The sequence below is a fragment of the Rosenbergiella nectarea genome (assembly GCF_900111105.1).
GTDB classification, from domain to species: domain Bacteria; phylum Pseudomonadota; class Gammaproteobacteria; order Enterobacterales; family Enterobacteriaceae; genus Rosenbergiella; species Rosenbergiella nectarea.
The window spans coordinates 180,332-206,499 of the sequence record NZ_FOGC01000005.1 but is presented as its reverse complement, the minus strand read 5'-3'; the positions used below and the strand labels follow the sequence as shown (position 1 = coordinate 206,499).

The following is a 26,168-nucleotide window of genomic DNA, read 5'->3' as shown; positions in this document are numbered from 1 at the left end:
GGCAGCGAATGAAGTTTGCAAAAATAGTGACAACTGGTTTATTAGCGACCGTACTAGGATTATCCTTGGCCGGTTGTGCGCCAACGCCAAAACACGAAGGTACCGGTGGCTATATTGACGACACCGTGGTGACCACTAAAGTGAAAGCGAAGCTATTAGGTGAGAAGGATTTACGTTCTACGGAAATTAACGTTGAAACCTTCAAAGGACGTGTACAATTAAGCGGTTTTGTCACTTCTGCTCACGCAGCGCAAAAAGCGGTGGATGTGACCCGTACCGTACCGGGCGTTCGCTCGGTAGTGAATGGTATGCAAATCAAGTAAACCATCGTTTAAAGGCCGTTAACACGGCCTTTTCTTCTAAGTTTAGAAACGATAACCTGCTCCTAAGAAGAAGACCACTGGGTTGATTTTGGTATCGATTGAGTGTGATTCTCCAGCCGCTTTAAAGCGTACTTTCGTTTTGATGTCCATATACCAGACCGAAGCATTCAGCATCCAGTGATCGTTTAACTGGTAGTCCATCCCCGCTTGTGCCGCATAGCCCCATGAATCCTTAAGACGTAAGTCCGACAGACCCGCTTGGCGGCCGGTATTATTGAATTTATTATCGAAGAAAGTCGTATAGTTAATGCCTGCCCCAACGTATGGCTGGAACTTAGCGCTATTATCCATGAAGTAATATTGCGCCATCAGGGTTGGGGGGAGCTGATGCACCGTGGCAATATTACCCGTGGAGCGCAGACCCACTTTATGTCTGAATGGCGTCGCGGCGAGTAGCTCCACACCAATATGATCGGTTGCCATATAGGTAAACGTCAACCCTAACTGAGTATTGTTGCTAACGTTGAAGGATCCTAAACCCAACACATTATCGGAATTCCCTGTTGGACGGACTAACGCTGCCCCACCACGAATGAAAAAATCACCCGCTTGATGCGCAGAAACCATCGCTGGGAAGACGAGAGCCATCGCTAAAACAATTTTACGCGCTTTCATAAAAACTCCTGAACTTATCAATAAAAAGTGACGAAACGTAAACACCTATAATTATTGTGCCTATTCTGTCGCGTTTATCGCTAGAATTCATGTGAATAATGAAGCAATTATTCTATATAAAACAAAGCCTTGATCGAGATCAAATTAGATTAGGTTTTTCGTTTTTGATAGAGATAAGTATCAGTGACGGTGTTACCCAATAACGCTAATAAACCGATATAATAGAAAGTTATGTAAGTCCTGTGCCAGTTGCCAACTTAACCATGTACAATTAGCGCAAGTTTTCCCTATACATCAAGGAGTTTCCATGCCCCTCACGGCCAATCAATCTTACCGTGACGCTGCCCAGCAGTTTAAGCAGCATTTCAAGCCGTTGCTATTGATCTCACTGCTCTCAGCCTTTGTTACAGTATTGTTACTCAAGACATTTCTACCGTCGACAGACCCATTGAGTGACTTTTTACAAAATGGCGAAAGTTCCGACTCACTCTTTGCACTCATTAAAGACATGAGCGACGATCAACGCAGCGTGTTGATGCACATCTCGGCCGTAATGACCTTTTCTGCCTTAATTGGAAATACCTTATTGGTAGGGGGTGTATTAAAATATTTATCCGCGACGGCACAAGGGCAAGCCACTAGCGCAATTCGCGCTATCGGAGCCAGTGCGCCGGTTTGGCCCCGACTGCTCATTCAGACCTTTTTATTAACCACCCTCGTACAACTCGGATTTTATGTGTTGATTGTGCCCGGGGTCGTTTTAATGGTGTTATTCTCCTTATCACCAGTACTCCTGCTCGAAAATGATCGTGGATTACTGAAAACCATGAAGCAAAGTGTGCCATTGGTATGGAAAAATATCCGTCTTATCGCGCCCGCGGTTATCGCATGGTTTGTCGTAAGAATGGCGCTGGCCTTCATCTTTGGTAGCTTCGGATTGATGCCTAACAGCCTTATTTTGCTGATTAGTAACGTAGTCGCTCACTTAGCATCAGCCTTATTATTGGTCTACCTCTATCGCATTACCGCACAGATCCGTTAATCACCTTGCAGCCTTGGATTAGGCTGCTTTAGGACATTAAAATGAAACAGTTGCTCGATTTCTTACCTTTAGTCGCTTTTTATATCTGTTATAAGCTTTACGATATCTTCGTGGCTTCAGGAGCGTTGATTATCGCTTCGGCGCTAGCGCTGATCGCAACCTGGTTTATCTATCGTAAAATCGAGAAAATGACGTGGGTCACATTTATCTTAGTGACGCTTTTCGGTTCACTGACGCTTATTTTCCATAATAACGAGTTTATTAAATGGAAAGTGACGGCTATTTATGGCTTCTTTGCATTAGCCCTACTTTATAGCCAGTTTTTTATGAAGAAACCCATTATCCAGTCGATGTTAGGGAAAGAGGTTCAACTCCCCGATAGCCTTTGGCGTAAACTGACTTATGCTTGGGTTGTGTTTTTCATCTTCTGTGGTTTACTGAATGTCTATGTCGCTTTCTGGCAACCCGAACCGGTATGGGTTAACTTTAAAATGTTTGGATTAACTCTCCTGACGGTTGTTTTCACCTTAGTGAATGGGCTTTTTATTTGGCGTCATATGCCACAGACCGATAAATAACAATAAATTATAAATAACTTTAGTGTGGAGCAATGTCATGAGCGATGTTACACGAAGTCCGCAAGGTGAGATGGTATTACGTACCCTAGCCATGCCAGCCGATACCAACGCCAATGGCGATATTTTTGGCGGTTGGGTCATGTCACAGATGGATATGGGGGGAGCGATACTGGCAAAGGAGATTGCGGAAGGCCGCGTTGTGACCGTGCGTGTCGATGGTATGACCTTCCTTAAGCCGGTCGCTGTAGGGGATGTCGTCAGCTGTTATGCTAGCTGTATTAAAACAGGTAATAGTTCAATCACGATTAATGTAGAAGTATGGATTAAGAAGGTGTCTTCTGAGCCGATTGGACAACGTTATTGTACGACTGAGGCTGTCTTTATCTATGTAGCGGTCGATGAACAAGGTAAGCCACGTTCGCTTCCCGAGCATGCGCAAGGGCTCCCTCGCTAAGCCTGCCCAAACGAAAGCGTGAAGTCACCTTCACGCTTTCTCTCATCACTCGATTGACGAACTACCGTCAATTCTAAAGATAATATTGAACGCTTGGCCTTGTGCGGGATGACCGGGTGCATAACGCCAGCGTTTGATTGCATTTCTGACTTCTCGATCAAACATCCCTCTTGGCTCAGCCGAGACAATCTCAATATTATCGACTGCGCCACTGGCATCAACATCAAACTTAACCCGAACTCGACCTTCTACGTGCAACGCCAAGGCGCGCGCGGGATACGCGGGATTAACCGTCGCTAAACGTTGTGGCTTACCGTCTGACACGCTTTTATGCTGGTCAGTCGATTTTTGTGGGGCGGTTTGTGCACGTGTTTGGGGCTGGGTATTCTGTTGATTAAACGGATTGTCTTGTGCAGGTGGCGCTTTATGTTCGACCGGCTTTTCCACCGGCTTGTGCACCACTGGTTTGGGTTTTTCGTGCTGGACCGGCTTAGGGAGCACTTTCTTCACCGGCTTAGGCTTAGGCTTTTCTACAGGTATTTCAACTTTCTGTTCGACTGGAGGCTGCTCGACTTGTGGCGTCGGTGTTTGTTCCGCAGTCGTCATCGGTTGTGGGGCCGTAGGGGCACTTTTCGCGGCAAGCTCAGGTTGAACTTCAGGCGACACCAAGGAGACGTTAATTGCCTGCTGTGGCGGGGGGAGCTGAAATTCACGGTTCATCGAGGCGTACAGCAATCCTGCAATCACTGCACCATGCAATGCAATAGAGACGATTGTCGCAATCGATCCACGTTTAGGTAACTCTTCGGTTAGACTGCTCATAGTATTCTTTCGCTCAATGTATTACCGCCATTCTAAATGCAAATAGCAATCAGTTTCAATGCTGTTTTCATTACAGCTAAAGAAATTTAATCTCCTCTGCTTTTTAATTGCACCCTGCGTCATATTGCAGTAACTTTCATCTTTTACCCTACCTACAAAGGTATTCCTGTGCTTTACGTCATTTACGCGGAAGATAATAAAGATTCATTAGAAAAGCGTCTTAGTGTGCGAGCAGCCCATCTGGCTCGCTTACAGATTTTAAAAGATGAAGACCGTCTCCTGACCGCAGGTCCCATGCCGATCGCCGATAGTGAAGAGCCTGGTCATGCTGGCTTTTCAGGCTCCGTGATTATTGCCGAATTTTCATCTTTAGACGAGGCACAAACGTGGGCTAATGACGATCCTTACGTTGCGGCAGGTATTTACCAAACCGTTACTGTACGACCGTTTAAACGCGTTTTTTAATGCATTAACGCTCCTTTATAGCGGAGACGAACGACTACCCTCTCCGCTTATCCTTCACACCACAGTATTCCTCATTCGGTCACCTATTGCAGCCTTCATCTCACGGTAAATCCCCCTTTTCATAGCGCTTTCTTTGCATAATTCGGGTTGATTGTAAAAATCCGGAATTGGTTTACATTCCTTATACACCACGTACACTACACTCAACTTCATTTGGGAATTCGATTCAGCCTATGACCTCAGCGACTTTTTATGGCGTAGTAAATGGTGTCATTCTCTTTGGCTACTGGCTATTAATTGCTACTGTTACCATCAGAATCCTGGTAAAGCGCCGAACGGTCTCTTCCTCCATGGTCTGGTTGCTCATCATCTTTTTCCTCCCTCTATTAGGGGTGATTGCCTATATCGCCTTTGGTGAATTATACCTTGGCAGGCGTCGCGCAGAGCGCGCGCGCAGTATGTGGCCAGCCACTGCGCAATGGCTTCAAGACTTGAAAAGTTGCCAGCATATATTTGCGACGCACACCAGCGATGTTGCCAGCAGCCTGTTCAATCTTTGTGAAAACCGCCAAGGTATTCCTGGGGTCAAAGGTAATCAGTTGCAACTTCTCACCAGCGCACAAGATGTCATGACTGCGCTAATTCGTGATATTAACCTTGCTCATCACACCATTGAGATGGTTTTCTATATTTGGCAACCTGGAGGAAAAAGCGATAATGTTGCCAATGCCCTGATCAGTGCTGCCCGTCGCGGTGTCACCTGCCGCGTACTGCTTGACTGTGCCGGTAGCCGTCAGTTTTTCAAGAGTACTTGGCCTGAAAGAATGCGTCATGCAGGAATCGAAGTCGTTCAGGCACTCCCTGTCAATATTTTCCGTTTTTTTCTTCGTCGCTTAGACTTACGCCAGCACAGAAAAATCGTTCTCATCGATAATGCTATTGCCTACACTGGCAGTATGAATATGGTGGACCCACGTTTCTTCAAGCAAGATGCGGGGGTCGGCCAATGGGTCGACTTAATGGCTCGCATGGAAGGACCGGTTGCCACAACGTTGGGGATTGTTTACTCTTGCGACTGGGAGATTGAAACGGGTGAAAGAGTCCTTCCTCCGTTACCAGAACGTGTCAGTATGCCATTCGAACAGTCTTCTGGGCACACGATTCATGTTATTGCTTCCGGCCCAGGGTTTCCTGAGGATCTTATTCATCAAGCGTTGTTGACCGCCATCTATGCCTCCCGCAAAAGCTTGATAATGACCACCCCTTATTTTGTTCCTAGCGATGATCTATTACACGCCATCTGTACTGCCGCTCTGCGTGGCGTTGACGTCAGTTTAATTGTGCCAAGAAAGAATGACTCTTTACTGGTTGGCTGGGCAAGCCGGGCCTTTTTTACGGAGTTACTCGATGCAGGGGTCAATATCTATCTCTTTGAAGAGGATCTCCTGCACACCAAAAGCGTATTGATAGACGGTGAACTCAGCCTTATTGGTACCGTTAACTTGGATATGCGCAGCTTGTGGTTGAATTTTGAAATTACCTTAGTCATCGACGATGCCGACTTCGGTAATGATCTAGATTGTGTCCAGCGTGACTATATCGCCCGTTCGACCCTCTTATCCAGAGAAAAGTGGTTACACCGCGCTTACTGGAAACGAATTGCTGAACGATTGTTTTACTTCTTAAGTCCGTTATTGTAAAACAGCCTAATTCGCATTCCCCATTGAAGATAACTAGGTTACTTATGGACTTAACTAATCGCCTTACCGAAGATGAAACACTTGAACAAGCCTATGATATTTTCTTGGAGCTGGCCGCCGATAATTTAGACCCTGCAGACACGATTCTTTTCAATCTGCAGTTTGAATCGCGAGGCGGTGCAGAACTTCACGACCCCTCGGCAGATTGGGAAGAGCATGTTGATTTTGACTTGAATCCAGACTTCTTCGCTGAAGTGGTGATTGGATTGGGAGAAGATGAAGACGCCCCTGTTACCGATATTTTTGCTCGTATCCTACTGTGCAGAGAAAAAGACCATAAACTCTGCCACATCTTGTGGCGAGAGTAAGTCGCACTTAAACGCCCTCGCTTACACGAGGGTGTTTTGAGTTAAAGTGGGTCGACTTTCAAACACGACACAGCATGACTGAAGTTACCTTCTAGTACCGGTTTAGTCTTAGCACACTCCGCCACCGCTTGCGGACAGCGAGTGCGGAAGACACAGCCAGAGGGCGGATCGATTGGCGAAGGAAGTTCTCCCTCAAGTAACTGCACCTGTTTAGTGAGCTCTTTATCCGGGTCAGGAATTGGGACGGCCGACATCAAGGCTTGCGTGTAAGGATGTAGCGGTTGGTGATAGACTTGATCGTAAGTGCCCAACTCTACCGCATGCCCCAAGTACATCACCAACACCCGGTCAGAAATATGTTTTACCACCGCTAAATCATGCGCGATAAAAATAAGCGACAGCCCCATTTCCCGTTGCAGTTTCTGCAGCAAATTCACCACTTGAGCTTGGATTGAAACGTCCAGTGCAGAGACCGGTTCATCACAAATCACTAATTTCGGCTCCAAGATCAGTGCTCGTGCAATGCCAATACGCTGGCATTGCCCGCCAGAAAACTCATGAGGATAACGGTTAATCAGATTAGGCAGCAGCCCTACCTTCATCATCATCGCTCGAACTTTCTCGCTGACTTCACGCTTCGCCATCTTTGGATAATAGGTTTTTAACGGCTCCGCAATAATATCGCCCACTGTCATGCGCGGATTCAGTGAAGCAAGCGGGTCTTGGAAAATCATTTGGATATCGGTACGAGCGTCCCGCCAAGCTTTATCATCTTGCCCTAACAGATCGCGCCCCAACCACGTGACACGTCCGCCCTTTGCTTTAACCAAACCAATAATCGCGCGGGCGAGTGTCGATTTACCGCAACCGGACTCACCGACCACGCCTAAGGTTTCTCCCTCGTAGAGCCGTAAACTTACGCCATCGACCGCCTTTAAGCTCTTCTTCGGTTGCCAAAACCACTGCTTACCCTCTTTGATATCAAAATGGACACGTAAGTCAGCAATCTCGAGTAAAACTTTTCTATCTTTTAGCGCGATATCGTTCATCGTGCGACCTCCAGAGGGTGGTGGCAAGCGCGTAGACGCCCTGCTGCAAAAGTCTCGAGTTGCGGCGATTGGCTGCAGATCTCGGTAGCATATGCACATCGTGGTTGGAAAGGACAACCACTGGGAAGACGTAATAAATTCGGGGGATTACCTGGTATGGTCAGTAAGCTATCTTCATCACTGTCTAAGCGAGGTACGGCACTGAGTAAACCTTGTGAATACGGATGCACGGGTTGATAAAAGATATCTCGCGCGCTGCCATACTCCATTGTCCGACCAGCATACATGACCAAGACTTTGTCGCAGATCCCGGCGACTACCCCTAAATCATGGGTAATCATGATAATAGCGGTATTAAACTCGTGTTTAAGCTCGTTCAATAACGTCATGATCTGCGCTTGAACGGTCACATCCAGTGCGGTAGTCGGCTCATCAGCAATTAATAACTTTGGCTGGCAAAGCAGCGCCATGGCGATCATCACCCGTTGACGCATACCCCCCGAGAACTCATGCGGATACATGGCCATCCTCTTCTGCGCTTCCGGCATTTTGACTGCGTCTAACATCTGTAGAGAGTGCTTAAATGCCTCTTTCTTACTCATTCCTTTATGAAGCCGAAGCACTTCGATAAGTTGGTCACCCACTTTCATGTAAGGATTCAGAGAGGTCATCGGATCTTGGAAAATCATTGCCACTTCTTCAGCGCGTAGTCGATTTAACTGGGCTTCAGGAAGATTGAGGATCTCTTGGCCATTGAAGCGGGCAGACCCGCCAATACGACCATTCTTTGCCAATAATCCCATCAGTGCAAAAGCAGTTTGTGACTTTCCGGAACCTGATTCGCCGACTATGCCAAGTGTTTCTCCCGGCTTAAGGGAGAAATTCAGATCATTGACGGCAGTGACATCGCCATCATGCGTACTAAAAGTGACGCGTAAATCTTTGACATCAAGCAGTAATGGGTGCTGTGTTAATGAAGTCATCGTCCCTCCTAGCGGTCTTTAGGATCAAGCGCATCGCGTAAGCCATCGCCGATAAAGTTAAAACAAAACAGTGTGACAACTAAGAATCCCGCCGGGAACAGCAGCAACCAAGGAGAAACTTCCATCGAGTTGGCCCCATCACTGAGTAACGCTCCCCAACTACTTAGCGGCTCTTGGGTACCTAGGCCTAGAAAGCTTAGAAAGGATTCGAATAAAATCATACTCGGCACCAATAACGAAGCGTACACCACCACGACACCCAATACGTTTGGCACAATGTGACGGATCACAATCTTTACAGTGGATACCCCACCGACTTGTGCGGCTTCGATAAACTCTTTGCGCTTAAGTCCTAGGGTTTGTCCGCGTACAATCCGCGCCATATCGAGCCACGACACCATCCCTATCGCAACAAAGATCAGGAGAATATTGCGACCAAAAAAGGTGACCAGCAAAATAACAAAGAACATAAAAGGAAAGGAATTAAGGATCTCCAAGATACGCATCATTACGGCATCGACTTTTCCACCGAGATAACCGGCTAACGAACCGTAAAAGGTCCCAACGATTACCGCGATGATTGCCGACGCGACGCCGACCATTAATGAAATCCTGCCACCAATCGCGACGCGGACCAATAAATCACGACCTGATGAGTCGGTACCAAAGTAGTGTTTAGACGCCATATCGGGTGCGGCTGACATCATCGACCAATCGGTATCGTCGTAGGCAAAGGAGGATAACAGTGGCGCGAATATAACGAACATGACGATACACAGCAACACAATCAAACTGATTAGCGCTGCACGGTTATGAATAAAACGTCGACGAGCATCTTGCCATAAACTACGCCCTTCAATATCGAGTTGCTCAGTAAAAGCTTCGACCGCCTGACTCTTTTTTTTACTTGCTAACATGCGGGTCTCCAGCTTAATAACGAATTTTAGGATCGATAACGGCATACAGCACGTCGACAATCGCATTAAAAACTATGGTTAATACACCGACTAAAATCGTCAAGCTCATGACCAATGAGTAGTCGCGATTCAACGCCCCATTAACAAAAAGCTGTCCAATACCGGGAAGACCAAAGATTGACTCAATCACCATTGACCCTGTAATGATGCCAACAAAGGCGGGTCCCATATAGGAGATAACCGGTAATAACGCCGGACGTAAGGCATGACAAATGACGATTCGGTAAACAGGGAGACCTTTCGCCCTCGCGGTACGAATATAGTTAGAGTGCATGACCTCGATCATCGAACCGCGCATAATCCGCGCAATACTGGCGATATAGGCCAGTGAGAGTGCCAGCATGGGTAATAACACATACTGCCACTGACCACCGTTCCAGCCACCGCCCGGAAGCCATTTTAAGGATATGGCAAACAGCATCACCAGTAAGGGCGCGACCACAAAGCTCGGTATCACGACCCCCGTCATGGCGATGCCCATCACGGTATAATCCAGCCAACTATTTTGTTTTAACGCGGCAAAAATCCCGGCACTCACCCCTACCACCAACGCAAAGATAAAGGCGATCAGCCCAAGTTTGGCCGAGACAGGGAAAGCTTGGCCCACTAAATAGTTAACGGAGTAGTCTTTGTATTTAAATGAGGGACCGAAGTCGCCATGGGCGAGTTGGACAAGATAATTGAAGTATTGCTGGCCGATGGGCTCATTCAGATGATATTTGGCTTCAATATTTGCCATCACTTCCGGAGATAGGCTGCGTTCACTGGTAAAGGGACTACCGGGTGCCAAACGCATCATAAAGAAAGAGATCGTAATAAGAATAAACAGGGTCGGAATGGCTTCAACACACCGACGGAAAATAAATGTCAACATTGCTTCACCTATCAGGCTTACGTAAACGAGTTAACCCGGCGCTTTTACGCCGGGAGTGCCTGTAAAATTAGTGCTTAATAATATAGAGGTCTTTATCATAAACATTATCGAGAGGATCTTTGCCGGTGTAGCCCCCGACATAAGGTTTAACTAAACGCGTGTTAGCATAATAGAACACGGGGATATCCGCCGATTGTTGATCCAATATTTTCTCAGCTTGACGATATGCAGCACTTCTGCCGGCCTCATCTGACGCTTTAACGCTCTTGGCAATCTCGTTATCAAAGTTGGCATCTTTAAAGAATGAGGTATTATTTGAACTATTGGATAGCATCGAATTGAGGAATGAACTCGGTTCATTATAGTCCGCACACCAGCCCGCACGCGCAACATCAAAACTCCCTTGGTGACGAGAATCAATGTAAGTTTTCCACTCTTGGTTCACCAGTGTCACGTTGACACCAATATTTTTCTTCCAGATTGCTGCCGCCGCAATGGCGAGTTTTTTATGCAGATCGGAAGTGTTATACAGTAGTGAAAATTGTAGAGGATGGTTAGGACCATATCCCGCCTCTTGTAATAGCTTTTTGGCTTCTTCATTACGTTTCTCTTGGCTCCAAGAGAACCACTCTGGCTTATCGATTTGAATCCCATCGGTAGCCGGATTGGTAAAGCTATAAGCCGGTGTTTGGCCCTGTGCTAACACTTTATTAACGATAATGTCGCGATCTACTCCTAGCTTAAGAGCCGTTCTGACTTTGACATCATTAAAAGGTGCTTTCTTATTATTGACTTCGTAATAGTAAGTGCAGAGGTAGGGATCGACGTGGAGCTCTTTAGGATTGTTTTTCTGTAACTTTTTGAACAGCTCAATCGGTAAGTTGTTATACGTCATATCACTGCCGTTATCAGAGAAATAACGGTTTACGTCCGTGACTTCTGATGAGATCGGTAAGAAGGTCACTTTATTAATCACCGTATGCGCATTATCCCAATAATGTTTATTACGGACGACCACGATACTTTCATTTACCGTATGGCTGGCTAAGCTGTATGCCCCATTACTCACCCAGTGAGCAGGAGATGTCCATTGGTCGCCGTAAGCTTTGATCGCTGGCGCGTAGACTGGGGACATCGCCGCATAAATTGTTAATTTATAGAAATAAGGGATCGCTTCCGAGAGGGTAACCTGCAGCGTGTGCGCGTCTAATGCCTTCACGCCTAGTTTTTCCGGCGATAATTTACCGGCGATGATCGCATCGATATTATCGACATGACCATATTGTAAGAAACTCGCATAAGGCGAAGCGGTTTTCGGCTCGGCTAAACGTTGCCAGCTGTAGACAAAGTCTTGTGCAGTAACGGGTTCACCGTTCGACCACTTAGCATCGTTTCGCAAGTGGAAGGTCCACACTTTATTATCCTTTTGTTCCCAACTCTCTGCCACGCCCGGGATCACTTGTCCTTGGTTATTGGAGATGGCTAACCCTTCGAACAGGTCGTGGCTGACATTACTTTCAGGGACACCTTCGATCTTATGCGGGTCGAGTGACTGTACTTCCCCACCATTGCCCTTGACCAGTGTCTGGTTGTCGGCGAGTTGTACCCCTGCTGGAACTTGTGCGGCGACTGCCGCTTGACCAGTAGATAACGCCAACAACACGGCTGTAGCGATCACGTTTTTAGTCAATTTCATATTATGACTCCACACACTTTCATTATTGTTATAGGGTTTTCCCCGACGGCGAATCCTGTCTGTCCAATTACGGACTTCTTTCATTAGCATTACAGACACTTGACAATTTTTTACGCATTAATGGGTCAAATTGATAGTCTGTTGTGAACGCTATGTGATAAATCTCACTGATAATCACCCGATTGTTCACTATTAATACTTTTTCTTATAAAAGCATCGACTACATGATAGGGTTTTTTCCCTATAAATATCTGAAAGCAATTTTTATGCCAAAGATTAGTATTTTCTTATGATGTCGAGATAGCGGAAAACAGCTCTATAGTTTACTAGAGTGTTTGAATTAACAGGAAAAAATGTATCAGGATCGTGGATATAAACGACCCTATTATTAACAAAATGAATTTACGCACCAGAAAGGTGATTCACTGTAAAGCGATGCACTAAATTGGTGCTAATTAATGATTAAATAACTGTTGAGCACTACTAAAGTGCAGCTAAAGGTCGCGTTGCATCGATCTGGTTAAAGCGGTGTTAACGATCTGAAGAATTTTTTGCACCTTGACCGAAAATGGCGTGTTGACAGTCTTGTTCAATCGCCTGCCAATAATGTTTTCTGCATACTGAGATATATTTATCGTTGCCACCAATAACCACTTGAGCGCCATCATGAAAGGGACGTCCTTCCGCATCCAACCGCAACACCATATTAGCCTTACGTCCGCAATGACACACGGTTTTTAATTCTATAAGCTTATCTGCCCAGGCGAGTAAATATAAACTTCCTTCAAATAACTCGCCCCTAAAGTCAGTGCGCAGGCCATAGCATAATACCGGGATATTCAAATGGTCAGTGACATAAGTTAATTGTTTCACCTGCTCTCGCGTTAAAAACTGCGACTCGTCAAGCAGAATACAATGGAGCTCTTGCGCATCATTAGCGTGTTTGATCTCACGGAAGAGATCAGTGTGTTGACTAAACAGTTCGGCACTGCTGGATAAGCCTATTCTCGACGCGACTCGCCCCTTACCATATCGATCATCAATCTCTGCAGTGAAAATCAGCGTGTGCATCCCTCTCTCATGGTAATTGTAAGAGGACTGCAAAAGAGACGTCGATTTTCCTGCGTTCATCGCAGAATAGTAAAAGTAGAGCTGTGCCACAAAATATTTCTCATCGATAATTGAAAGCGTGATCATACCATCCCCATCTAGACTCACGTTAGCTAAATCGGCAAGGCTAATAAATGCTGTCGCGTCGGGAACAAGTTGCAATCAGGTAACCCTAGGTAATATTATTAAAATTACTTATATAAATAGTGCCATGAGGATCTCTTATGAGTGATCAGCTTCTCGCTTTAAACAATTATCGTTTTTTACGTGCTGAGGCTCGTAATTTTTCTTTAGAAACGCTCTGCGATATAGTGGATAAACTTACGGCAATCGTTGAAGAACGTCGTGAGGAACAGGCATTTAAAGGCGCTCAAGACGCTGAGCACGCTAAAAGAGTTGATAAAATCCGCGAAATGATGCTGTCTGAAGGAATTGATATCAGCGAATTAGTACAGCAGGAAGTGCCGGTAAAATCGACCAAACCTATGCGTGAAAAACGATCGGCGAAATACGAATATACTGATTCATCGGGGACTCATCACACCTGGACCGGACAAGGGCGAACACCTTCCTTTATTCAGAAGGCCCTCGATCAAGGCGATACTTTAGATAAATTCCTGATTAAGAATTAAAAAAAACCGCCACAGAATTGGCGGTTTTTCAATAACTCAGAAAACATTGAACTACTTAACGTTTTCCGCTAACCAAGCCTTGAAGTCTTCACCTAAAACAGGGTGACGCACGCCATACTCGACGAAAGCCTGCATGTAACCTAGTTTATTACCACAGTCGTGGCTGACACCTTTTAGGTGATACGCTTCAACAGTCTCTTTTTCCATCATCATTGCAATGGAGTCAGTCAGCTGAATTTCACCGCCAGCGCCGGCCGGGGTTTTCGCCAGTAAAGGCCAGATATCCGCAGACAGTACGTAACGGCCAACCACCGCTAAATTCGACGGTGATTCTGATGCCTTAGGTTTCTCAACCACACCAACCATCGGCGCGCTATCACCGGGTTGTAAGGTCGCACCTTGGCAGTCTACGACGCCGTAGGCAGTGACATCCTCGACGGGTTCGACCATGATCTGGCTGCGTCCTGTTGCTTCGAAACGCGTTAACATCTCTGCGAGGTTGTCTTTATTAGGGTTGGATTCGTATTCGTCAATAATCACGTCAGGCAAGATTACCGCGAATGGCTCATCGCCCACCACTGGATGTGCGCACATTATCGCGTGACCCAACCCTTTAGCCTCACCCTGACGGACTTGCATGATGGTGACGTGTGGAGGACAAATACTTTGAATTTCATCTAAAAGCTGACGCTTAACACGTTTTTCAAGCATTGCTTCTAATTCAAAGCTGGTATCGAAATGGTTTTCGATGGAGTTTTTGGAAGAGTGCGTCACTAACACTATTTCATTGATGCCCGCAGCAATACACTCGTTAACCACATATTGAATTAAAGGTTTATCAACTAGGGGTAACATCTCTTTCGGGATAGCTTTCGTCGCAGGTAACATTCTAGTACCTAATCCTGCAACAGGAATAACGGCTTTTCTAATTTTAGAAACGTGAGCAGACATCAAACAAACCTCGTTAATTTGGCGAGTTACCAAAATATCCTTTAAAGAGATTAAATAATATCACAACAATTAGTAAGAATTATCTAGAAAAAATGGAAATAGTTTAAATATTCAAACGGTTCATCACTTTATTTAATGAAAACGCAACCATAACTTGCGTGGGCCATTCCATACTTCACACTCTCCGCTGTGTAACAACAAGCGCTGTTCCTGGGTGGAATCGTGGAAATAACGTCCTAGTGCCACATCTTTAATGAGAGAGGTATGGTGTTGACCATGGTGAATGACACACGATAACCCACTATTGACGACTAAAAGATGCCCTCTAAGGCGATTAAAATACCCGACCACTACTGGGTATTCTCCGTTTAACCCTGATTTTTTTAAAAGTGATTGTAAATCATGTAGCACTGAAGTGAGCGCTGGGAGATTATCGGGCTGGGAAGCGATATGTTTTTTTAAAAGATCATTGAAGAAGGCTCTCAATAAAAGCGCTGCGACCGCACCATACTGACCGACCCACTCGGCGTCAAAAATATAAAACCCAAATTCGTGATCCGATAGCTCTGCAATATCGATGATTAACCCATTATTCTCACTTGTATTAAGTTGACGATAGCCAACCTGGCATCCCGCGACGTTCGAATGCGCTGGAGGTTGTAAATTTCTGAGTAAGACGATGGACTCTTCTGGATAGGAGACAAGGTGGTTCCATTCTTCCTGTAACTTATCACTTTGATCGACCGTAGAACTAAACATATCGGGATAAATGGCTTCAACCAGTAAGGTTTTTAATGCAGAGACGTCGGTTAACGGCTTCAAAATAACATCGTAAACGCCTGCCCGCATCACTGCAGCAACGAGATTGACATCGTGCGTATCCGTTAAGGCAATGATTGGTGTTTGAATCGTCGCAGCATGAATCTGTTTGATAAGGGGAACCGCTGGAACATCGAGTAGATTAAGACCGCAAATAACGAGTGTGACATCATGTTGTTCAACAAGGTCTACCCCCTCTTCGCCGCTATCGGTTTGTATCACTTTTGCACCGGCATAGTTTAAGAATTCAGCCAGTACCGCGTCACAGACGGGATCGTTATCGATGATCACCACAATTTTATCGGTTAAAAAATTTTCCACACTCATCTACCTACACTTTCATTTATACTACCGACCGGTCAGGCTTTTAAGACAAAAGGCTTACTCGGCTTTGGATATTAAAAGTGAGTATAGCTGAACTTTCCTGACCCGGTGCTCAATAATAGTGAAATAAGACTTTTAAACATCATCCACCCTTTAATAAGAGAAGATATTGTGCAGCCTGAACCGTGTCCATGTGGAAGCCTATCCCCCTTAGAAAGATGTTGCTACCCATTAATTCAGGGTAACTCTCAGGCGTTGACTGCTGAGCACTTAATGCGCTCACGTTATACCGCCTATGCGCTGCACGCTTTTCCCTACATAGTTAAGACGTGGCATACTTCCAGCCAGCATGCAGAGTTAGCGCAATTATTAGAACAAGATAGTGTAGATACGCAGTGGCAAGGCTTGACGATTTGTGAGACTCATGCTGGACGTGCAGTAGATGAAGCTTACGTCACCTTCTTCGCACGGTACACCAGTGACCAACAGCCCGGTTGGATTTACGAAACCTCGCGTTTTGTTCGCGAAAATAATCACTGGTATTATATTGACGGGGTTCATAAAATACCGGGCCGTAATGAGACTTGTCCATGCGGCTCACAAAAAAAATTTAAAAAATGCTGTGCACGCTAACGTTTGTTCAGCGCCACAGCAATACGATGCAACACAGGATCAGCGTTAATGTCAGCGAAAAATATCGAACGTAAAATTCTCCGTACTATCTGTCCCGATGCAAAGGGATTGATCGCTAAAATTACTAACATTTGTTACAAGCATGAATTGAATATCGTACAGAATAATGAATTCGTTGATCACCGCACGGGGCGTTTCTTCATGCGTACCGAATTAGAGGGGATTTTCAACGATTCGACACTATTAGTGGATCTCGATAGTGCGTTGCCGAGTGGTTCACTCCGTGAGCTTCATGCTGCGGGACGTCGTCGTATCGTCATTATGGTCACCCGAGAAGCGCACTGTTTAGGCGATCTCTTAATGAAAAGCGCCTTTGGCGGATTAGATGTGGAGATTGCTGCCGTAATCGGCAACCATGATACCTTGAAATCGTTGGTTGAACGTTTCGATATCCCTTTTATCCACATTAGTCATGATGACCTAACGCGTGAAGCGCACGATACCCAAATGGCCGACTGTATCGAGCAATACCAGCCTGACTACGTGGTGTTGGCTAAATATATGCGGGTATTGACACCTGAGTTTGTTAAACGCTTCCCTAACCAAATTATTAATATTCACCACTCATTTCTACCCGCTTTCATCGGGGCACGGCCTTATCATCAAGCCTATGAACGTGGCGTTAAACTGATTGGGGCGACCGCGCATTACGTTAATGATAATTTGGATGAAGGTCCAATCATCATGCAAGATGTGATCAATATCGATCACAGCTATACCGCAGAAGAGATGATCCGTGCTGGACGTGACGTCGAGAAGAATGTGCTCAGTCGTGCCGTGGATAAAGTATTAGCTCAACGTGTATTTGTTTATGGAAATCGTACAATAATTTTGTAGAAAACCTCCGTTGAGTAGAATTGATTCAGCTTTCGCACAAAAACAAAGCAACCGATTCAATCCTGTTGATTATTGCTTTACTCGTTAACCCAGTTTGGTATTATGCCGCCACACCCACACAAGGGGTGTGGCTTAGTAATAGGTGGGGTTCCCGAGCGGCCAAAGGGAGCAGACTGTAAATCTGCCGTCACAGACTTCGAAGGTTCGAATCCTTCTCCCACCACCACTTGTTAGTTTTTCTGCCTATCTCATCCATGACATTCCCTTCAAATCTCGTTACCATAACGGAAACTGAATGAATTAGGATGTCGACGTGAAATTTGTCTCGTTCAATATTAATGGCCTTCGTGCCCGCCCACACCAACTTGCTGCATTAGTTGAGCAACATCAGCCTGATGTGATTGGCCTTCAAGAAACTAAAGTTCACGATGATATGTTCCCCCTCGCAGACGTTGAATCGCTAGGGTATCACGTCTTCTATCATGGTCAAAAAGGTCACTACGGTGTGGCACTGATGACGAAGGTTGAACCTCTCGCCGTACAAAAAGGCTTTATGACTGACGACGATGAAGCGCAACGTCGTATTATTATGGCCGAGATCCCTACCCCATCCGGTGAAAGTGTTACGGTAATAAATGGCTACTTTCCACAAGGTGAAAGTCGCGACCATCCCACTAAATTCCCTGCGAAGCAAAAATTTTACGCTGATCTCACACAACATCTGCAAACGCAACTCAGTCCCGAACAGTTCGTATTAGTCATGGGAGATGTCAATATTAGTGTGACGGATGACGATATTGGTATCGGAGAAGTTAACCGTAAGCGCTGGTTAAAAACCGGTAAATGCTCATTTTTGCCTGAAGAACGCGAATGGATGGAGACTCTGTTAGGTTGGGGATTAACGGATACCTGGCGTCGAATCAACCCTGAGGTTAACGACCAATTTTCATGGTTTGACTACCGCTCGAAGGGCTTTGATGATAATCGCGGCTTACGCATCGATTTATTACTTGCGAGTGCTCCGTTAGATGCACGTCTTATTGCCAGTGGGATTGATTACCCACTGCGTTCAATGGAAAAACCCTCTGACCATGCACCGGTATGGTCAGAGTTCGATCTCTAAGCTTTCTTCGCTACCCGCTTTTTATAGGCGGGTTTGGCGGGAGAGTGTTTGGCTAACTCCCGCAATACCCGTGTTGGCGGCGTTTGCCGAGCATGGCCAATCAATTGATGTAAAGTGTCTACCAACGGCTGCATAAAGTCTTGGTAACGATATTGCTTCTCACTGATACGGGTTAGCGTCGATTCCCACTGGGCGGTCATATCCGGCGCCGCAGAGGGTTGAGGTAATGCATGAATGAGTCCTCGGCCAACGACTGTAGAGTGAATGTAACGTCCTTTTTTTTCTAAGAAGCCGCGTTTGAATAATAACTCAATGATCCCTGCTCGCGTCGCTTCAGTCCCCAACCCATCGGTTTCTCTAAGCACTTTTTTCAGTGCTTTATCTTGTACGAAGCGCGCGATTCCCGTCATGGCAGATAGCAATGTCGCATCAGTGAAATGTCTGGGTGGTTGGGTCTTTTTCGCAACAACCTCCCCACCTTCACAATGTAATATGTCCCCTTTCGCGACCACCGGCAAAACTGCCCCATCGTTTTCTTCGTCACGTTCTTTTGCCCCGAGCAGTACACGCCAACCTGCACTGGAGAGAAAGCGCGCTTTAGCCACGAATTTTCCCCCTGCTATCTCAAGCTCAATCACACATTTACGGTATTGCGCATCCTCCGCAAATTGCATCAAATATTGTCGGGCAATCAGTCCATAGACATTCTTTTCATGTTCAGTGAGCTTAACGGCGTTTCGTTTAGCGGTGGGGATTATGGCATGGTGTGCGTCGACCTTTTTGTCATCCCAACAGCGATTACGTCGACTGAGATCGATCTCATCGGGTAGGGATTGATAGTCTGGAAGATGAGTTTGCAGCGCATCAATCACCGATTGACGCCCAACAAAATGCTCTTCGGGGAGATAACGGCAGTCCGAACGAGGATAAGTAATTAACTTATGCGTTTCATAGAGTTTTTGACAAATATCTAACACTTGTTGCGCACCCAGATTAAATCGCCTCGCCGCCTCAATTTGTAAGCTTGACAGCGAGAAAGGCAAAGGCGCGGTCTCACTTTCCGTTTTATTTTGATAGTGTGTCACCTTAGCCGGTTGTTGCGTTATCCGTGCCACCACATGTTCAGCTAGGCTCTGATTAAGTAACCGCCCTTCTTCGTCCTGCCAACCTTCGCAAGCGTCACTAGGCACCCAAGTCGCCGTAAAAGGTTGGTTATCTGCCAAGACAAACGCTTTCACCTCGAAAAAATCTTTGGCAATAAAATGCGCGATTTCTTCATCACGCCGTACCACCAGCCCGAGCACAGGGGTTTGGACTCTTCCGACCGATAGCACACCATCAAATCCTGCTTGTCGTCCAAACAAGGTATAAGCACGCGTCATATTAATCCCATAAAGCCAATCGGCACGCGCTCTCGCCAGTGCGGAGATACAGAGTGGCGCGAATTCACTGTTACTTCTTAACTGCTTTATGGCCCGCTCCACCGCCTGTGGATTAAGGTCGTTAATTAAGCAGCGTTGTACCTGTTGTCGTTTATCTGCGGGTAATCCCAAGTAATCGATGACCTCATCGACCAATAACTGCCCCTCGCGGTCGGGGTCTCCAGCATGCACAACTTGTGTGGCTTCGGCCAAGAGTTTCCCTATGGTAGTGAGTTGTTTTTTAACATCGTTACGGGGCGTCAGCTGCCATTTTTCGGGAATGATCGGCAAATCCGCGAGCGCCCAACGCGCATAGCGAGGATCATAGTGATCGGGTTGTGCCTGTTCGAGGAGGTGCCCAACGCACCAGGTGACAATATCTTGCGAACCACATTGGATATAGCCATCTCCACGGCGGTGAGGCTTTGGAAGAACATCGGCAATGGCGCGGGCAAGACTGGGTTTTTCCGCAATAAACACTCGCATAGAAAAAGATATTCCTTAATCTTGGTAAAAAAGAGTGATCGTTTAGCAGACAATCAACACGCTACTATTACCGATTTGATAACAATTTACTGTCAGAATTCGCTGACATAAGGGCCAAGATCGATAGGTTGTACGGGTGATACCGCGGCAAACTGAGGTGTGCCAAGGTATAGGAAGCCGACTATCTTGTCATGGGACTGGCAATTGAAGGCTTGGCGCACTGTCGGATGATCGGTCCATGCACCTGAACGCCAAATCCCATTAAACCCTTGTGCTTGGGCGGCCATTTGCATTGCCATTACACTACAGCCTGCGCTCACCACCTGTTCCCATTCAGGCACTTTATGATGTGCTTGGCAACGAGCAACCACAGTAATAATCAAGGGTGCACGAAATGGCGCTTGGGTGGCTTTATCGATGGCTTTCTCATCAAGCTGGTCATCAATCGACACTTTACGAAGTAATGCACTGAAACGCTCTAATCCCGAACCGTGGATCAACGTAAAATGCCAAGGTTTTAGCCCACCATGATCCGGCGCGCGCGCTCCGGCTTGTAATATAGCCTCGAGCACTTCACCCTCTGGTGCAGGAGAGGTCAATCGAGAGACCGAACGGCGCTGTAAGAGTAACTCTAATGAATCCATACTATTCCCCTTAACGGTGGTGGTTTATTGAAGTCTGACATATCAGTAGGCTTTCTAACAGTATTTGATGATTAACTGCTGACTTTTCACCCTGGTCTAATTAGGATAGATGACAAGTTTTTTCATTGGACCGTGTAAGTATTAGATTTTATAAATAAATGGAGAATTTATGCGCACTGCGTGGCGGATTATCGTCAGGGTTTTGAGTGGCCTATGGCGTATTATCAATTTCGTAAGAGAGTGTATCCTTAACCTTTTCTTACTTGTCCTGATGTTATGTGGGATTGCGATATGGGGACTGTTTTCTCACGACTCAACACCGACCCGTACAGTGAATACGACGCAAGCCTTAGTGTTAAACCTGGATGGCGTTATAGTGGAACAGCCGTCGCAAGATAAAAAAATCACTAAGCTTCTGGGGCAAGAATTTCTGGGGGCGAATAGTAAACTTCGTCAAGAGAATGCGCTGTTCGAATTGGTCGATAGTATTCGCCAAGCGAAAAACGACAAGTCAATTACGGGGATAGTCCTCGATCTGCACAATTTCGCAGGTGGCGACCAACCGGCATTGAACTATGTGGGGAAAGCCTTAAAGGAATTTAGTGCTTCCGGTAAGCCGATCTACGCTTATGGAGATAATTATACCCAAGCCCAATACTATCTGGCGAGCTATGCCAACCATTTATACCTCTCGCCGCAGGGAGCCGTGGATCTGCATGGTATGGCAACCAATAATCTCTATTTTAAAGCCCTGTTAGACAAGCTTAAGGTCTCCTCACACGTGTTCCGCGTCGGGACATATAAATCTGCCGTCGAACCCTTCCTACGCGATGATATGTCTCCTGCTGCCCGCGATGCCGATACGCGTTGGATTACGCAATTGTGGCAAAGCTATCTCAGTACTGTATCGGCTAATCGCCACCTGACACCTCAGCAACTCTTCCCTGGGGCAGACGCGATCATTGCTGCACTGAAAGCTAACGGTGGCGACATGGCCAAGTATGCGTTGGAAGCGCGTATGGTCGATGGACTAAAAAGCCGTGCAGACGTAGAACAGGAATTGAGTAAAAAGTTCGGTTGGGATACTCAGCAAAAGTCCTTTAAGCAGGTCAGTATTTATGATTATTCAGCGCCAGCGAAAGCGAAAGCGAATAATGACAAACCTAATGTTGCGGTCATTGTGGCGAATGGCGCGATCATGGATGGACCTGCGAGTGATGGAAATGTCGGCGGCGAGACGACCGCGCAACAGATCCGGGAGGCTCGTCTCGATCCCGCGATTAAAGTCATTATTCTGCGAGTCAACAGCCCAGGCGGTAGTGTCACGGCGTCCGAACAAATTCGCGAAGAGTTGATGGCAGCGAAAAAAGCAGGTAAGCCTATCGTGGTCTCAATGGGTGGCCTAGCCGCATCGGGGGGGTATTGGATCTCCACCCCTGCCGACTACATTATCGCCAGCCCGACGACGCTGACCGGCTCTATCGGTATCTTTGGTGTGATCAATACTGTCGAGAATACGCTGAGTTCTGTCGGTGTCCATACCGATGGCGTGTCAACCTCGCCTTTAGCCGATATCTCGATGACCAAGGCCTTACCTGATCAAGTGACACAATTAATGCAATTAACGATTGAGAACGGTTATCGTAACTTCATCGATTTGGTTGCCCAATCACGTCATAAAACCCCAGAGCAGATTAATGAAATCGGCCAAGGCCACGTTTGGACGGGGGAGGATGCTAAACAAAATGGTCTGGTCGACGCTTTAGGCGACTTTGATGATGCGGTCAATAAGGCTCAATCCTTAGCTCATCTGCAAAAGGTTTCCTTAAAGTGGGTACAACAAGACCCTTCTTGGATGGATACCTTATTCTCGCAGATGCAAGCCTCGGCTTCAGCTCGACTTCCTGACCAAGTAAAAGCCTGGTTGCCTACTCCGCTGTCAGAAGTAATGAGTAAAGCACAACAGCAGCCTGGGCTGTTCAATCAGCAAGGTGATCCGCAAAACCGTTACGCCTGGTGCGTAAACTGTGGTGTGGTCAATTGACCCTCTCAGCCCGACATCCGTCGGGCTGTATTTCTTCCGATGAAGTTTCTATACTCCAGCATTATTTTTTACTTTATCCCGCTACTCGGTGTCCGTTATGCAGAAAAAAAATATTTATGTTGCCTATACAGGCGGAACGATTGGTATGCAGCGTTCCGCGCACGGTTATATTCCGGTCTCTGGCCATTTACAACAGCAACTGGAACTGATGCCTGAGTTCCATCGTCATGAAATGCCTGCATTCACTATTCATGAGTACACGCCGTTAATGGACTCTTCCGATATGACGCCGGCAGATTGGCAAGTCATTGCTGAGGATATTTGTGAACATTATGATGAGTACGATGGCTTTGTTATCCTTCATGGCACAGACACCATGGCGTTTACCGCGTCGGCGCTCTCTTTTATGCTTGAGAATCTTAGCAAACCCGTTATTGTGACAGGGTCACAAATTCCCCTTGCAGAATTACGCTCTGATGGGCAGCAAAACTTGCTCAATGCGTTGTATGTCGCCGCAAATTATCCGATAAACGAGGTGGGACTTTTCTTTAATAACACATTATTCCGAGGTAACCGGACGACCAAAGCCCATGCGGATGGCTTTAATGCTTTTGCCTCGCCGAATCTTTCGCCACTCCTCGAGGCCGGTATTCATATCAAAAAACTCAACACTTCCCCGGCACCGGTTAAGCAAGGTGAGCTGATTGTTCACCCCATCACGCCACAACCGATTGGAGTAGTCACTATCTATCCGGGGATTTCTCCCGATGTCGTCAGTAACTTCCTACGCCAACCGGTAAAAGCGTTAATTCTGCGTTCCTATGGTGTGGGCAATGCGCCTCAATCTGCGGCATTCATCGCGGTATTAGCCGAAGCTTACCAGCGGGGGATTGTTGTGGTGAATTTGACACAATGCATGTCCGGGAAAGTGAATATGGGAGGCTACGCCACCGGGAATGCTTTAGAGCAAGCAGGCGTCATCAGCGGTAGCGATTTAACCGTTGAAGCCGCATTGACCAAGTTACACTATTTGCTTTCTCAACAATTGCCTGCCGAAGCGATCCGTCAATTAATGCAACGTAATCTGCGCGGTGAACTGAGCGAGTAAACGAATCAGGGTGCCGCGGAGCACCCTTATTTTTTAATCGAGGCTAATACGGGTGACATCGTCAACAATACCGAAATCTTCTTTAAGTTGCCGCTTACTTTTCATCACCATTTCTCCACCTTTCGCAACCGACATATGCTGGGGATTATCGTTATGGCGCGCCTGCCACAGTAGGACAAGCTGCAAAGTATGCTCTTTTTGATTCGGTGTTAATGCCACACCATCCGGCCATTTCCCCGTCTCGGTGGCAGTCACCAGACGTTGATAAACTTCTGGTGTCATCTCCGCTAACACACGCTGTAAATCAGCACTCATCTCGGCCTCATCCTTTCGTTTGACTCCCCGCTGCATCGGTAAAGTTTAATGATGCGGAGTTTACACAGTAGCGTTCACCACTTGGCTGAGGTCCATCAGGAAAAACATGGCCTAAGTGAGCCTCGCATTGACCACATCGAATTTCGATACGGTGCATGTTATGGCTATTATCCTCCAAGTAACGGATGGCATCATCCGAAACGGGTTGATAAAAACTCGGCCAGCCACAACCGGAATCGTATTTGGTGTCAGAGTAAAATAAAGGCGAGTGACAGACAATACAATGGTAATAACCTTCTTGCTGATTATGCAGTAATGCTCCGCTAAAAGGGGGTTCTGTTCCTCTCTCCTGCGTAACATAGCGCTGCATTTCGTTGAGAGAAGACAAAGATGATGGCTCGTTGCTCATAATACATTCCACTAAACAGTCCAAGATTACATTATAACAAATGCATAACAAATTAGCGTTTTTTTTCGAACATTAGGACCAAGCCTAAGCTGAACGCTTTTTTGTAAAGACTTCATAATTGATTTCCCACAGTAATTGACACGATTAAGCTTGACGTATGAGGCGGTTTTTGTAATTTTACTGCCAACCTTTTATTCACTATCAAATAGCTGGTGGAATATATGACTATCAAAGTAGGTATCAACGGTTTTGGCCGTATCGGTCGCATTGTGTTTCGTGCTGCACAACAACGTTCAGACATCGAAATCGTCGCGATTAACGATCTGTTAGACGCAGAATATATGGCTTACATGCTGAAGTATGACTCAACCCACGGTCGTTTTGACGGTACCGTTGAAGTGCAAGATGGCGCGCTGATTGTAAACGGTAAAAAAATCCGTGTAACCAGCGAAAAAGATCCAGCTAACCTGAAGTGGAACGAAGTAGGGGTAGATGTGGTTGCTGAAGCAACGGGTATCTTCCTGACTGACGAAACAGCGCGTAAACACATCACTGCTGGCGCTAAAAAAGTCGTACTGACTGGCCCATCTAAGGATGAAACGCCAATGTTTGTTCGTGGTGCAAACTTCGACAAATATGCTGGTCAAGATATCGTTTCTAACGCATCGTGCACCACTAACTGTTTAGCACCGTTAGCGAAAGTGATCAACGACAACTTCGGTATCATCGAAGGTCTGATGACCACTGTCCACGCAACCACCGCAACACAAAAAACAGTTGATGGCCCTTCTCACAAAGACTGGCGTGGTGGACGTGGTGCAAGCCAAAATATCATCCCTTCTTCTACCGGTGCGGCGAAAGCAGTAGGTAAAGTGTTACCAGAGTTAAATGGTAAACTGACGGGTATGGCTTTCCGTGTCCCAACCCCTAACGTATCGGTTGTCGATCTGACCGTGCGTTTAGAGAAAAAAGCGTCTTACGCAGAAATCTGCCAGGCGATCAAAGCGGCTTCAGAAGGCGCAATGAAAGGCGTTTTAGGCTTCACTGAAGATGACGTTGTTTCGACTGATTTCAACGGCGAAACCTTAACGTCGGTATTCGACGCGAAAGCGGGTATCGCACTGAACGATAATTTCGTTAAACTGGTTTCATGGTATGACAATGAAACAGGTTACTCTCACAAAGTTCTCGATTTAGTTGCGCTGGTTGCAGGCAAATAATTCGTTCACATTGTGAATAAGGCGAC

The 26,168-nt window shown here is 46.3% G+C and carries 28 protein-coding genes and 1 tRNA gene; 15 read left to right on the top strand and 14 right to left on the bottom strand.

Annotated features, from left to right (window positions below):
• The first annotated feature begins 8 nt into the window (after nt 1-8).
• A complete protein-coding gene (locus tag BMX14_RS08210; RefSeq protein WP_092675353.1) occupies nt 9-323 on the top strand; it encodes a BON domain-containing protein in 315 nt (104 codons plus the stop codon).
• 42 nt (nt 324-365) lie between these two features.
• Here the strand turns inward: BMX14_RS08210 and ompW are convergent, their stop codons facing one another.
• Nucleotides 366-998 carry an outer membrane protein OmpW gene (ompW, locus tag BMX14_RS08205; RefSeq protein ID WP_092675350.1) on the bottom strand — a complete coding sequence of 211 codons (633 nt, stop codon included), beginning with the start codon at nt 996-998 and terminating at the stop codon, nt 366-368.
• Between the two features lie 307 nt (nt 999-1,305).
• Here ompW and BMX14_RS08200 point away from each other — a divergent pair, with 307 nt between their 5' ends.
• The 3 genes from BMX14_RS08200 to yciA are packed head-to-tail and all read left to right on the top strand — an operon-like array spanning nt 1,306 to nt 3,072.
• The gene (locus BMX14_RS08200; protein WP_092675348.1) at nt 1,306-2,040 is read left to right on the top strand and encodes a YciC family protein; all 735 of its coding nucleotides are present in this window, start codon (nt 1,306-1,308) and stop codon (nt 2,038-2,040) included.
• Between the two features lie 41 nt (nt 2,041-2,081).
• Nucleotides 2,082-2,618, top strand: a complete 537-nt coding sequence (locus BMX14_RS08195; protein WP_092675345.1) for a septation protein A — start codon at nt 2,082-2,084, stop codon at nt 2,616-2,618.
• 37 nt (nt 2,619-2,655) lie between these two features.
• Nucleotides 2,656-3,072, top strand: a complete 417-nt coding sequence (gene yciA / locus BMX14_RS08190) for an acyl-CoA thioester hydrolase YciA (protein ID WP_092675342.1) — start codon at nt 2,656-2,658, stop codon at nt 3,070-3,072.
• Nucleotides 3,073-3,117: 45 nt separating this feature from the next.
• Here the strand turns inward: yciA and BMX14_RS08185 are convergent, their stop codons facing one another.
• Nucleotides 3,118-3,894 carry an energy transducer TonB gene (locus BMX14_RS08185; RefSeq protein ID WP_092675340.1) on the bottom strand — a complete coding sequence of 259 codons (777 nt, stop codon included), beginning with the start codon at nt 3,892-3,894 and terminating at the stop codon, nt 3,118-3,120.
• A 168-nt stretch (nt 3,895-4,062) separates the two neighbouring features.
• Between BMX14_RS08185 and BMX14_RS08180 the strand changes: the two genes are divergently transcribed.
• The 3 genes from BMX14_RS08180 (at nt 4,063) to BMX14_RS08170 (ending at nt 6,427) form a co-directional block, all read left to right on the top strand.
• Nucleotides 4,063-4,359, top strand: coding sequence for a YciI family protein (locus BMX14_RS08180; protein ID WP_092675337.1), 297 nt, complete (start codon nt 4,063-4,065; stop codon nt 4,357-4,359).
• Nucleotides 4,360-4,592: 233 nt separating this feature from the next.
• Nucleotides 4,593-6,059: a cardiolipin synthase gene (cls, locus tag BMX14_RS08175; RefSeq protein ID WP_092675333.1), complete on the top strand. Its 1,467-nt coding sequence runs from the start codon at nt 4,593-4,595 to the stop codon at nt 6,057-6,059.
• Between the two features lie 44 nt (nt 6,060-6,103).
• Nucleotides 6,104-6,427: an HI1450 family dsDNA-mimic protein gene (locus BMX14_RS08170; RefSeq protein ID WP_092675330.1), complete on the top strand. Its 324-nt coding sequence runs from the start codon at nt 6,104-6,106 to the stop codon at nt 6,425-6,427.
• 41 nt (nt 6,428-6,468) lie between these two features.
• Here BMX14_RS08170 and oppF read toward each other — a convergent pair whose 3' ends face one another.
• The 6 genes from oppF to BMX14_RS08140 form a co-directional block, all read right to left on the bottom strand.
• On the bottom strand, nt 6,469-7,476 hold the full coding sequence (oppF, locus tag BMX14_RS08165; RefSeq protein WP_092675328.1) for a murein tripeptide/oligopeptide ABC transporter ATP binding protein OppF: 1,008 nt from the start codon (nt 7,474-7,476) through the stop codon (nt 6,469-6,471).
• Nucleotides 7,473-8,459: an ABC transporter ATP-binding protein gene (gene oppD / locus BMX14_RS08160; protein WP_092675325.1), complete on the bottom strand. Its 987-nt coding sequence runs from the start codon at nt 8,457-8,459 to the stop codon at nt 7,473-7,475. Before oppD ends, oppF begins: the two co-directional genes overlap by 4 nt.
• Nucleotides 8,460-8,467: 8 nt before the next feature.
• Complete coding sequence (gene oppC, locus BMX14_RS08155) at nt 8,468-9,376, bottom strand: oligopeptide ABC transporter permease OppC (protein ID WP_092675323.1); 909 nt, start codon at nt 9,374-9,376, stop codon at nt 8,468-8,470.
• A 13-nt stretch (nt 9,377-9,389) separates the two neighbouring features.
• Entirely contained in the window at nt 9,390-10,310 is a 921-nt protein-coding gene (gene oppB, locus BMX14_RS08150) for an oligopeptide ABC transporter permease OppB (protein WP_092675320.1), read from the bottom strand.
• Nucleotides 10,311-10,377: 67 nt separating this feature from the next.
• On the bottom strand, nt 10,378-12,006 hold the full coding sequence (gene oppA / locus BMX14_RS08145; RefSeq protein WP_092675318.1) for an oligopeptide ABC transporter substrate-binding protein OppA: 1,629 nt from the start codon (nt 12,004-12,006) through the stop codon (nt 10,378-10,380).
• Between the two features lie 531 nt (nt 12,007-12,537).
• Nucleotides 12,538-13,167 carry a thymidine kinase gene (locus BMX14_RS08140; protein ID WP_092675416.1) on the bottom strand — a complete coding sequence of 210 codons (630 nt, stop codon included), beginning with the start codon at nt 13,165-13,167 and terminating at the stop codon, nt 12,538-12,540.
• 173 nt (nt 13,168-13,340) lie between these two features.
• Here BMX14_RS08140 and BMX14_RS08135 point away from each other — a divergent pair, with 173 nt between their 5' ends.
• Complete coding sequence (locus BMX14_RS08135) at nt 13,341-13,748, top strand: H-NS family histone-like protein (RefSeq protein ID WP_092675315.1); 408 nt, start codon at nt 13,341-13,343, stop codon at nt 13,746-13,748.
• A 51-nt stretch (nt 13,749-13,799) separates the two neighbouring features.
• On the opposite strand, the gene galU is transcribed toward BMX14_RS08135, so the two are convergent.
• Together galU and BMX14_RS08125 are read right to left on the bottom strand one after the other, a co-directional pair.
• On the bottom strand, nt 13,800-14,699 hold the full coding sequence (gene galU / locus BMX14_RS08130; protein WP_092675312.1) for a UTP--glucose-1-phosphate uridylyltransferase GalU: 900 nt from the start codon (nt 14,697-14,699) through the stop codon (nt 13,800-13,802).
• A gap of 132 nt (nt 14,700-14,831) precedes the next feature.
• Nucleotides 14,832-15,845, bottom strand: coding sequence for a response regulator (locus BMX14_RS08125; RefSeq protein WP_092675309.1), 1,014 nt, complete (start codon nt 15,843-15,845; stop codon nt 14,832-14,834).
• A gap of 168 nt (nt 15,846-16,013) precedes the next feature.
• Between BMX14_RS08125 and BMX14_RS08120 the strand changes: the two genes are divergently transcribed.
• From BMX14_RS08120 to xthA, 4 genes are all read left to right on the top strand, one after another.
• The gene (locus BMX14_RS08120) at nt 16,014-16,475 is read left to right on the top strand and encodes a YchJ family metal-binding protein (RefSeq protein WP_230527386.1); all 462 of its coding nucleotides are present in this window, start codon (nt 16,014-16,016) and stop codon (nt 16,473-16,475) included.
• A gap of 48 nt (nt 16,476-16,523) precedes the next feature.
• Nucleotides 16,524-17,372, top strand: a complete 849-nt coding sequence (gene purU / locus BMX14_RS08115; RefSeq protein WP_092675305.1) for a formyltetrahydrofolate deformylase — start codon at nt 16,524-16,526, stop codon at nt 17,370-17,372.
• Nucleotides 17,373-17,513: 141 nt separating this feature from the next.
• Nucleotides 17,514-17,598, top strand: a tRNA-Tyr gene (locus BMX14_RS08110).
• Nucleotides 17,599-17,685: 87 nt separating this feature from the next.
• Entirely contained in the window at nt 17,686-18,495 is an 810-nt protein-coding gene (gene xthA / locus BMX14_RS08105) for an exodeoxyribonuclease III (protein WP_092675300.1), read from the top strand.
• Here xthA and BMX14_RS08100 read toward each other — a convergent pair.
• Nucleotides 18,492-20,402 (bottom strand): DNA topoisomerase III, encoded by a 1,911-nt coding sequence (locus tag BMX14_RS08100; RefSeq protein ID WP_092675298.1) that lies wholly within the window; start codon nt 20,400-20,402, stop codon nt 18,492-18,494. The genes xthA and BMX14_RS08100 overlap by 4 nt on opposite strands.
• 92 nt (nt 20,403-20,494) lie before the next feature.
• Nucleotides 20,495-21,046, bottom strand: coding sequence for an NAD(P)H nitroreductase (locus BMX14_RS08095; protein WP_092675294.1), 552 nt, complete (start codon nt 21,044-21,046; stop codon nt 20,495-20,497).
• Between the two features lie 169 nt (nt 21,047-21,215).
• Between BMX14_RS08095 and sppA the strand changes: the two genes are divergently transcribed.
• Together sppA and ansA are read left to right on the top strand one after the other, a co-directional pair.
• On the top strand, nt 21,216-23,090 hold the full coding sequence (sppA, locus tag BMX14_RS08090; RefSeq protein ID WP_092675292.1) for a signal peptide peptidase SppA: 1,875 nt from the start codon (nt 21,216-21,218) through the stop codon (nt 23,088-23,090).
• Nucleotides 23,091-23,187: 97 nt separating this feature from the next.
• The gene (gene ansA / locus BMX14_RS08085; protein ID WP_092675289.1) at nt 23,188-24,198 is read left to right on the top strand and encodes an asparaginase; all 1,011 of its coding nucleotides are present in this window, start codon (nt 23,188-23,190) and stop codon (nt 24,196-24,198) included.
• 33 nt (nt 24,199-24,231) lie between these two features.
• Here the strand turns inward: ansA and BMX14_RS08080 are convergent, their stop codons facing one another.
• Nucleotides 24,232-24,513 (bottom strand): YeaC family protein, encoded by a 282-nt coding sequence (locus BMX14_RS08080; protein WP_092675286.1) that lies wholly within the window; start codon nt 24,511-24,513, stop codon nt 24,232-24,234.
• 7 nt (nt 24,514-24,520) lie between these two features.
• Complete coding sequence (gene msrB / locus BMX14_RS08075; protein ID WP_092675281.1) at nt 24,521-24,922, bottom strand: peptide-methionine (R)-S-oxide reductase MsrB; 402 nt, start codon at nt 24,920-24,922, stop codon at nt 24,521-24,523.
• Between the two features lie 221 nt (nt 24,923-25,143).
• On the opposite strand from msrB, the gene gapA reads away from it, so the two are divergent.
• Nucleotides 25,144-26,142 carry a glyceraldehyde-3-phosphate dehydrogenase gene (gapA, locus tag BMX14_RS08070; RefSeq protein WP_092675277.1) on the top strand — a complete coding sequence of 333 codons (999 nt, stop codon included), beginning with the start codon at nt 25,144-25,146 and terminating at the stop codon, nt 26,140-26,142.
• Nucleotides 26,143-26,168: the final 26 nt, after the last annotated feature.